Source organism: Micromonospora sp. NPDC004336 (genome assembly GCF_053602615.1).
Window position 1 is genome coordinate 1 of the sequence record NZ_JBSGDY010000071.1, and the last position, 9,305, is coordinate 9,305.

At 75.9% G+C, this 9,305-nt stretch carries 6 protein-coding genes; 4 read left to right on the forward strand and 2 right to left on the reverse strand.

Annotated features, from left to right (window positions below; translation table 11 throughout):
* Positions 1 to 295 precede the first annotated feature (295 nt).
* On the forward strand, positions 296 to 2,008 hold the full coding sequence (locus ACWENR_RS16700) for a hypothetical protein (protein ID WP_452277902.1): 1,713 nt from the start codon (positions 296 to 298) through the stop codon (positions 2,006 to 2,008).
* A complete protein-coding gene (locus ACWENR_RS16705; RefSeq protein ID WP_452277879.1) occupies positions 2,008 to 3,906 on the forward strand; it encodes a hypothetical protein in 1,899 nt (632 codons plus the stop codon). The genes ACWENR_RS16700 and ACWENR_RS16705 overlap by 1 nt, the downstream gene beginning before the upstream one ends.
* 4 nt (positions 3,907 to 3,910) lie before the next feature.
* Here ACWENR_RS16705 and ACWENR_RS16710 read toward each other — a convergent pair whose 3' ends face one another.
* Complete coding sequence (locus tag ACWENR_RS16710) at positions 3,911 to 5,761, reverse strand: hypothetical protein (RefSeq protein ID WP_452277903.1); 1,851 nt, start codon at positions 5,759 to 5,761, stop codon at positions 3,911 to 3,913.
* Positions 5,762 to 5,869: 108 nt separating this feature from the next.
* Between ACWENR_RS16710 and ACWENR_RS16715 the strand changes: the two genes are divergently transcribed.
* Positions 5,870 to 7,150 carry an outer membrane protein assembly factor BamB family protein gene (locus ACWENR_RS16715; RefSeq protein WP_452277880.1) on the forward strand — a complete coding sequence of 427 codons (1,281 nt, stop codon included), beginning with the start codon at positions 5,870 to 5,872 and terminating at the stop codon, positions 7,148 to 7,150.
* Between the two features lie 41 nt (positions 7,151 to 7,191).
* Here the strand turns inward: ACWENR_RS16715 and ACWENR_RS16720 are convergent, their stop codons facing one another.
* The gene (locus tag ACWENR_RS16720; protein WP_452277881.1) at positions 7,192 to 8,475 is read right to left on the reverse strand and encodes a peptidase C39 family protein; all 1,284 of its coding nucleotides are present in this window, start codon (positions 8,473 to 8,475) and stop codon (positions 7,192 to 7,194) included.
* A gap of 149 nt (positions 8,476 to 8,624) precedes the next feature.
* Between ACWENR_RS16720 and ACWENR_RS16725 the strand changes: the two genes are divergently transcribed.
* Positions 8,625 to 9,293, forward strand: coding sequence for a response regulator transcription factor (locus ACWENR_RS16725; protein ID WP_452277882.1), 669 nt, complete (start codon positions 8,625 to 8,627; stop codon positions 9,291 to 9,293).
* Positions 9,294 to 9,305: the final 12 nt, after the last annotated feature.

Genomic DNA, 9,305 nt, shown 5'->3' on the forward strand with positions numbered 1-9,305 from the left:
CCGGCGGTGGCGTTGCCGAAGACCACGCTGACCGTGGGGATCCGCGCGGCCGAGAGCCGGGTCAGGTCGCGGAACACCCGGCCGCCCGCCCCCGGCGGGTCAGGCGACGTCGCCGACGGGGCACACCACGTCGGCGGCGGGTGGCGTCACGGAGGCCGAGGCGGCCGCGCCCCCGGCGGGCGACGTCACCGGGGGCGATGCCGCAGGGGCCACGGCCGGCGGCGGGACGTCGTCGAAGGGCGAGGGCGGGGCCGAGGGCGCCAGGCCGCGGCGCTGGGCCCGGCGGCGGACCGACCTGGTGGTCTTCGGCCTGTTCCTGCTGGCCGCCGTCTGGGTGACCAGCCAGATCTGGGTGGACCCGGCGGGCCGGGTGGCCTCGCTCTACAGCAGCGACCCGGCCCAGGTGCAGTTCTTCCTCGCCCACTCGGTACGCGTCGTGCTGCACGGCGAGTTTCCGTTCTTCACCGAGCAGTTCAACTATCCCGACGGGGTCAACCTGATGGCCAACACGGCCATCCTCGCGCTGGGCATCCCGATGGTGCCGGTGACCCTGCTCTTCGGCCCGGCCGTGACCTTCGTGGTGCTGGTCACGCTCGCGCTCGCCGGCACCGCCTCGGCCTGGTACTTCGTGCTCTCCCGGCACGTCGTGCGCAGCCCGCTGGCGGCGGCGGTCGGCGGCTGGTTCTGCGGGTTCTCGCCGGCGATGCTGTCGCACGCCAACTGGCATCCCAACATCATTTCGCAGTTCCTGCTGCCGTTCATCGTCTGGCGGGTGCTGGTCATCACCCGGTCCCGGCGGCCCTGGCGGGACGGGCTGGTGCTCGCCCTGCTGGTGACCGTCCAGGCGTTCATCAACGAGGAGATCCTGCTCTTCACCGCGCTCGCCTGCGGGGTGTTCCTGCTCGCCGTGCTCGCCCAGCGGCCGGCGCTCTGGTCGGCGGCGTGGCGGCCGCTGGCGAAGGCCCTGGCGATCTGCACCGTGGTCGCCGGGTCGCTGCTGGCGTACCCGCTCTACGTCCAGTTCGCCGGGCCGATGGCGTACCACGGGCTGAGCGACGCGGTACGCGACTACGGCAACGACATCGCGGCCTTCTTCGCCCCCGGCTCGCCGACGATCGGCGGCAACCAGCGGGCGAACATCAACCTCGCGCCGAACTACTCCGAGGAGAACGCCTTCTTCGGCTGGAGCCTCTCGCTGATCGCCGTCGGCATCGTGGCGTGGCTGCGGCGGGAGCTGCTGGTCCGGGCGCTCGCCGTGACCGGGGTGTTCTTCGCCGTGCTCTCCCTCGGCGAGCGGGTGTCCTGGTGGGACCGGGAGCTGATCACCGGGCCGTGGGAGTGGCTGGTCCGGCTGCCGCTGCTCGACGCGGTGGTGCCGACCCGGTTCGGCCTCATCACCAGCGTGGTGATCGGCATCCTGCTGGCGCTGGCCGTCGAGCGGTCGCGGGCGCTGCCGGTCGAGCCCCGGACGCTGCGTACGCTCACCGCCGCCGGGCTCGTCCTCGCGCTGCTGCCGATCGCGCCGATGCCGCTGAAGGTGACCTCCCGCCCGCCGGTGCCGGACTTCATCACCGCCGACCGGTGGCGCGGCTACGTCGGGCCCGACCAGACCCTGGTGCCGATCCCGGTGCCGAACATGGGTCACACGCACGGCATGCGCTGGGCCGCCTCCACCAACCTCGACTTCAAGATTCCCGGCGGCTACTTCCTGGCCCCGCGCAACGGCAACACCGGTGACCCCGGCCGCTTCGGTGGCCGGCCCAGCGGGGTGGGGAAGTTGCTGGAGGAGGTCGCCTCGACCGGCCGTATCCCCAAACTGGACGACCGCCAGCGCCGCCGGTCGCTCGACGAGCTGCGGCACTGGCGGGCGGCGATCCTCGTGCTCCCGGTCGACCAGCACCACGCCGAGCCGCTGCGGCGCACCGTCGAGCAGCTGGTCGGCCCCGGCCGCCGCGAGCTGGACGTCTGGGTGTGGGACGTCCGGGCGTTGACCGACCAGCGAGCCTGATGGCGGCCCCGACGGCGCCCGGCACCGTCGACGCGGCACCCGACCGGCGCCCGCGCCGGCGGCCGGTGCCCGCCGCCGACGCGCTGGTCGTCGCCGGCTATCTCGCCCTCGCGGTGCTGCTGACCGTCGGCCAGTGGGGGCGGCCGGGGCGGCTGTTCCACCAGGCGGGCGACCAGATCCTCTTCGAGTGGATGCTGGCCCGCGCCGCCCGGGCGGTGACGGCGCTGGAGAACCCGCTGCACAGCTCCGCGCTGAACGCCCCGGACGGGGTCAACCTGATGGCCAACACCTCGGTGCTCGGCCTGGGCGTGCCGCTGACCCCGGTCACCCTGCTGTTCGGCTCGCAGGTCGCGTTCCTGGTGGCCGTGGTCGGCTGCCTCGCCGGCACGGCGACCGCCTGGTACGTGCTGCTGCGCCGCCGGCTGGTCGACTCCCGGCTGGCGGCGGCCGTCGGCGGGCTGTTCTGCGGCTTCGCCCCCGGCATGGTCGCGCAGGCCGGCGCGCACCTGCACATGGCGGCGCAGTTCCTGGTGCCGGCGATCCTGGCGCTGGTGTTCCACCCGGATCCGCGCCGGGTGTGGCGGCACGGGACGCTGCTCGGGCTGCTGGTGGCGTACCAGGTCTTCCTCGGCGAGGAGGTGCTGGTGTTCCTGGTGCTGGCCGCCGGGACGTTCGCGCTCGCGTACGCGGCGGCCGACCGGACGGCGGCCCGTCGGCTGGGGCCGGCGCTGCTCGCCCGGCTCGGGATCGGGGTGGCGGTGTCGCTGCCGCTGCTGGCGTACCCGCTGTGGTTCCAGTTCTTCGGCCCGGGCCACTACCGGGGGATGCCGTTCCACGCGTACGGCTACCAGCTCGACGCCGCGTCGTTCACCGCGTCGGCCCGGCAGACCGTGCTCGGCGACGACCACCTGCCCGGCCTGCTGGCGCCGAACCCGACCGAGGAGAACTCGTTCTTCGGGCCGGGGCTGCTGGTGCTCTCCGTGGTGATCGTGATCTGGCTGTGGCGTCGGCCGTTGGTCCGCGCGCTTGCCGTCTGCGGGGTGCTGTTCGCGCTGCTCTCGCTGGGCGGGCAGGTGCGCCTGGACGGCACGCCCACCGGCATTCCCGGGCCGTACCGGCTGGTCGCCGAGCTGCCGCTGCTCGACCTCGCGGTGCCGGCGCGCTTCCCGCTGGTCTGCGTGCCGGTGCTGGGCATCCTGCTCGCCCTCTCCCTGGACCGGCTCCGCGCCGCCGGGGGCGCGTCGGGACCGGCGATGACGGCCGCCGTCGGGGGCGCGCCGGGAACGGAGGCGTCGACCGCCGTCGGGGGCGCGCCGGCAACGGTGGCGACGGGCACCGGCGCGGAGGCGGGGAGGACGGCCGGCGGGGCGCCGGTGCGGTTGCTCTGGGGCGGGGCGGTGGCCGCCGCGCTGCTGCCGCTGTTCCCCACGCCGATCCGGACGGTGCCGGCCCGGCCGGTGCCGGCGTTCGTGGCCGAGGGCGGCTGGCGGGAGTACGTCGCGCCGGGGCGGACGCTGGTGCCGGTGCCGCCGGTGACCGGCGCCGGGATCAGCCCGGCGATGCTCTGGTCGGCGCGCACCGGGCTGGCGTTTCCCACGCCGGGCGGCTACTTCATCGGGCCCCGGGCCGCCGACGACCCGACCGCCCGGTGGGGCGCGCCGGACCGGCCCACGGCCGCGCTGCTGCGCCGGGTGGCCGAGACCGGCGAGGTGCCGGCGGTCACCGACGCCGACCGCCGCCAGGCGGTGGAGGACCTGCGGCACTGGCGCGCCGCCGTGGTGGTCCAGGGTGGACTGCACCACGGCGACCCGGTGCGGCGTACGGTCGACGCGCTCCTCGGCCCCGGCCGCGAGGTCGCCGGCGCCCACGTCTGGGACGTGCGCCCGCTGGTCGGGTGACGGGTCAGCCGACCAGGGGACGGACGTCCCAGAGCCAGACGTCGTCGACGCGCTGCGGCGGGCCGATCAGCCCGGTCACCAGCTCGCGGAGGACCGCCTCGCGCGGGTGCGCGCCGAGGACGACCACGGACGCCCGCCAGAAGCGCAGGTCCTCGACCGCCTGGCGACGGTTCTCCTCGGTGAGCGCAGGCACCTCGCCCGCGTCCATCGTGCGGTAGATCAGGCTGCTGGTCGGCCGGTTCGGGGCGCCGAAGACCCCCTCGCCCAGCTCGTTCGGGCCGATGAAGTAGCCGCCGGGGATCGGGAACGCGTGCTGCGTCAGGGCGCTCCAGCGCAGCGTGGACAGGCCGTGCACGTTGCTCGGGATCGGCACCGGCACCAGGGTCCGGCCCTCCGGCACGTACGGGCGCCAGCCGCCGGCGGTGACGAAGCGCGGCGGGGGCTCCACTGGCTGCGCCGGCAGCGGGCGCGGGACGAGCGGCAGGACGGCGAGCGCGACGGCCGCGTACCCGACCGGACGCAGCCAGCGCCGGCGCGGCCCGGCGGCGTCGGCGGCGTCGTCGTCGCCGGAGCGGGGGGCCGGCGCGGTCGCGCGGCCGAAGCGGGCCACCGCGTCCCAGGCCAGGGCGAGCAGCACGCCGAGGGCCGCGGTCACCACGAGGGCCAGCCGGGTGGGCATCATCATCTCGAGCAGCGGCACGTCGTCCGGGATGTACGCCCACGGGCCGTCGGTCTCGGTCTCCACGCCGTTGAGGCGCACCTTCGGGCCGATCGAGCCCACCGTGAAGACCACCACCAGCACGGCGAGGATCCGGGCGGTGAGCGAGCGGCGGACCAGCAGCGCCAGCGCCACCACCGACAGCAGCACCAGCGGCCAGCCGAACCAGGTGTTCTGCTCGGTGAGCCCGATGGTCCTCTCCACGGCCTCGTCGCCGACGAGGGTGTCGCGGGCGAAGGTGACGAAGGCCGCCAGGTCCTCGCCCCAGCTGTGGAAGACGCCGCCCTGCAGGCCCCGGTAGGCCTGCGGGCCGTTGAACTGGAACCAGATCGGGTAGGCGGTCAGCAGCAGGGCCAGCCCGCCGCCGACGCCGAGGGCGGCGGCGAAGGTGCCCGCCACCGCGCGCGTCCGCGCCGGGCGCATGACGGCGTACGCGACCACGGCGACCAGGCAGGCCAGCGCGGTCAGCAGCAGCATCTCCTCGTTGATGAAGATCTGGTACGCCACCAGCAGCCCGAGCACGACGCCGTTGCGCCGCCACCGGCCGGCCTCGCCGAGCCGGAACACCCGCAGCACGATCAGCGGCAGCAGGAAGTTCGAGACGAAGTTGGGCTGGCCGTTGGCGTGGTGCACGATGCCGGGCGCGAAGCCGAGGAACGCGCCGCCGACGAAGGCCCCCGCGCGGGAGCGCACCACGTGCCGCGACAGCACCCAGTACGACGTGCCGGCGGTGGCGGCCAGCGCGGCGCCCAGGTAGAGCGCGTACACGACCTGCGGGCCGAGGAGCATGGTCAGCGGCGCCAGCGGCAGCGTCACCCCGAGCAGCGAGGTGTTCGCCATCATGTTCACCCCGTCCGGGGCGTTCTGCCGCTCGGTGAACAGCGGGTTCTCCAGGTGCCGCACCGAGTACGCGCCGTGCGAGAAGAGCCACTCGAACCAGCTGTGGTCGGTGGGCAGGTGCGACGACACCCGGTTCTGCACGTCCACCCAGTAGTTCAGGCACACGAGAACGCCGAGCAGGACATAGGCTCCGATGGCCAGTACGTCGGCGCGGGCCGGCCTCCACCGGGGGCGCCGCGACGGCTCTGCCGCCACGGACTCGGAGACGGAGTTCAGCGAGGTATCTACCACCGGCACGGCCACGACGCGCCATCGTACAGGCGCGGATGCGTCGCTTTTGCCGCAGCCGGTGCGTTCCCGGCCGGTTTGCCGGTCCGGGCGCGGGCGCGACGGGGAGGACGGCACGTGACGGTCATCGACCTCGGCGAGCTGCGCGACGAGCCGGACGGCGCGGCGTCGCTGCCCCGCCCGCCCCGCGCCGTCGGGCGGCCGCTGCGGGTGGCGCTGGTGCTCGCGTTGCTCGTGGCCACCGTGGCGGGGGCCGCGCCGGTGCGGGAGCGGGTCTCGGTCGTCGTGCCGGGCCGCGTCGGGTCCCAGGCGTTCCTCGACGCCGGGCACGTCTTCGTGGTCGACCCGGCGGAGGGGGCGCCCGAGGGCGCCGCCGAGGTGCGCGCGTACGCGCTACCCGAGCGGGCGCCCACCGGCGACCGGGCGCCGGCTCCGCTGTGGCGCGCCGCCGTCGTGGCGCCGGGACGGCTCTGGCAGGTGCGGTCCACGGGCGGGGTGACGCTCTTCTCCGCCACCGGGGAGCAGGGTTTCGGCGAGACGATCGCCCTCGACCTCGCCACCGGCCGGGAACGCTGGCGGCAGCCCGGCTACCCGTCGGGCGCGGCCGGGCTGCTGCTGGTGCAGACCGCCGACTCCGTGCGGTCGGTGGATCCGGCCTCGGGGCGGGCGCTCTGGTCGGTGCCGACGTCGCCGGAGGGGCTGCACCTCGGCGTCCGCGACGGCCGGGTCGAGCGGGTCGTGCTGGTCGCCGCCGACGGCGCGACGCAGGTGCGCGACCCCCGCTCGGGCGACGTGCTGCACACCGCCGACCTGCGCCCGGAAGGTCAGCCCGCGTTCGGCCAGGTGGTGGTCACCGACGACCTGCTGCTGCTCGTGCGGCCCCGGGCCGGCGTGCTCAGCGCCTACGGGCTGGACGGGCTCCGGCCGCGCTGGCAGGTGCGCCTGCCCCCCGTCGACCACGTGAGCGAGTGCGGCGGGCTGCTCTGCGTCGGCGCGGAGCCCGGGGGGTTCCGCGTGCTCGACCCGGCCACCGGGGCGGTCCGCTGGACCGCCGACGGGTGGATGGGGGTGCTCGCCGGGCGGGCCGGGCGGCTGCTCGCGCTCGGCTCCGGGCCGGCGGGGGAGCGGTTCGTCGTGCTCGACGCGGCGACCGGTCGGCAGGTCGCCGACCTGGGCGCGTGGCAGCTCATGCCGTGGCACGACGGCGACCGGCTGCTCGCCGTGCGGCCGGCCGTGTCCGGCGGCGGGCTGGTGGTCGGCGAGCTGGACGTCGCGGCCGGTCGCGCCCGGGTGGTCGACGTGCTGCGGGACGCCTCCGGGGAGTGTCGGGGCGGCACGGACGCCGTGCTGTGCCGGCTGCGCAGCGGCGACATCGGCGTCTGGCGGTTCGGCGGTTGAGGCCCCCGCACGCCGTTCCGTCGCCCGCCCGCGCCGCCGGGTCACCAGTTGGGCTGTGCCGGCGCCGGGGGCAGCGGCACGCCGGGCGGCCGGAGCACGTACGCCACCCCGCCGCTGCCGCCCTGCCAGGCGGCCTCGAACCGGTCCCGGTCGACGGTGCGGCGCACCGCCTCGTCGTCCGGGGCGTACGGGTCGTTGAGCACCGGCGCGCCGGTGTCGGTGAAGCCCACCAGCACCATCAGGTGTCCGGCGGTGTCGTAGTCGAGCCCCGGCACCTGGCCGGCGGTGAACGCGGCGGAGACGATCAGCGGGAGACCGGCGGCCACGAACGACTCCGCCTCGGTCAGCGAGCGCAGCCGGGTGACGAACGCGTCCACGCCGTGCAGTCCGGCGTACGCGGTGTTGAACGGCCAGTTGCCGGCCCCGGCGTAGGCGTGGTCGTAGCAGTGCCGGGCGGCGTGCACCACGACCGGGCGGGGGCCGACCGGGGTCACCCAGGCGTACCGGTCCGGGGCGGGGGCGGCGCCCCAGAAGGCGAGCACCATCGACGTGCAGGTGGGGCTGCACCAGGAGTCCCCGCCGCCGCCCCACTGCGGGTGCGCGCCGGCGTGCAGCCGCTGCGAGTAGCGGGGCACGTCCAGCACCGTGCCCCAGGCGGCCGGCGTCGTGGCGGCGACTCCCGCCGGCGCCGCCGCGCCCGTGCCGGCCCGGGTGTCCGCGCCGCGTGGGGTCGCCCCGGGCGGTGGTCCCTCGGCCGCGGGCCGGTCGTCCGCCGCCGGCCGCGCGCCGGAGGCGACCGCCCCGACCGTACGCAGCACCGGCGTCGTGCCGTCGTCGGCGTCGGCCGGCCGGAGCAGGGTCACCCGGACCTGCCAACCGGTGACGGTCGCGCCCGTCACGACGAGGGTGTCCGTGTCCACCCGGGCGTCGGCGTCGCGCTGCCCCGGCAGCGAGGTACGGCGGAAGTCGTCGTCGGCGGCGGCCCAGTCGCCGAGGACGTACCATCCGGTGGCCGGTGCGTCGGCGTGCCAGCCGCGCAGCTGCACCCGCAGCCAGCAGCCGCCCGGGGTCAGGCCCGTCCACGAGGGCACGATGTCGCGCACGGCGAAGCCCGCCGGCACGGGCGGGGAGGTCCAGCTGCCCGCGACGTACCGGCGGGTGCGGCCCTCGGCGTCGGTGTGGTCGAGCCGGTCGACCGGGTCGGCCAGTTCGAGGCCGCGGGGGCCGGCGCGCAGCCCGGCCAGGACCCCCCGGTCCGCGTCGTCGGGGAGACGGAAGCCCCGGTAGGCGACGTCCCGGTCGGCCGTCGGCGCCGCGTGGGTCATGCGTCTCCCCGTCCGTTGCGAAGGTTGCTGCCGGAAGCATCGCGTACGACGAAGCTTTTCTGCAACGGTGGCCGGCGCGGACGGCGGGTGCGGCCCGGGTTGGCGGCCGGCACTAGGTTGTCGGGTGGTCGGGGCGCGAGGAGGCCGGGATGCGGGTACTGGTGGTCGAGGACGAGCGCAATCTCGCCGACGCGATCGCGCGGGGGTTGCGCAAGCGGGGCATGGCGGTGGACGTCGCCTACGACGGCGACAGCGGCCACGAGATGGCGTTCGTCACCCGCTACGACGTGGTGGTGCTGGACCGGGACCTGCCGGGCGTGCACGGCGACCAGATCTGCGCGGAGCTGGCCGCCTCCGGCACGCTCACCCGGGTGTTGATGCTGACCGCCAGCGGCACGGTCGCCGACCGGGTCGAGGGCTTGCAGCTCGGCGCGGACGACTACCTGCCGAAGCCGTTCGCCTTCGACGAGCTGGTCGCCCGGGTGCAGGCGCTCGGCCGCCGGGCCACCCCGGCCGCGCCGCCGGTGCTGGAGCTCGCCGACCTGGTGCTCGACCCGGCGCGCCGGGTCGCCACCCGGGGCGGGCAGCCGGTCGACCTGACCAACAAGGAGTTCGGCGTGCTCTGCGAGCTGCTCAAGGCGCGCGGCGCGGTGGTCTCCAGCGAGGAGCTGCTGGAACGGGTCTGGGACGCCAACACCGACCCGTTCACCACGATCGTCCGGGTGACGGTGATGACGCTGCGCAAGAAGCTGGGCGACCCGCCGTTGATCGAGACGGTGGTCGGCGCGGGCTACCGCACGGCGGGGGTGGCATCGTGAGCGCGAGGAGTG

Bases quoted from the DNA above. Each gene is read 5' to 3' on its own strand.
- ACWENR_RS16705 (WP_452277879.1), top strand. From the start codon at position 2,008: ATGGCGGCCCCGACGGCGCCCGGCACCGTCGACGCGGCACCCGACCGG.
- ACWENR_RS16720 (WP_452277881.1), bottom strand. From the start codon at position 8,475: ATGACCCACGCGGCGCCGACGGCCGACCGGGACGTCGCCTACCGGGGC.
- ACWENR_RS16725 (WP_452277882.1), top strand. From the start codon at position 8,625: ATGCGGGTACTGGTGGTCGAGGACGAGCGCAATCTCGCCGACGCGATC.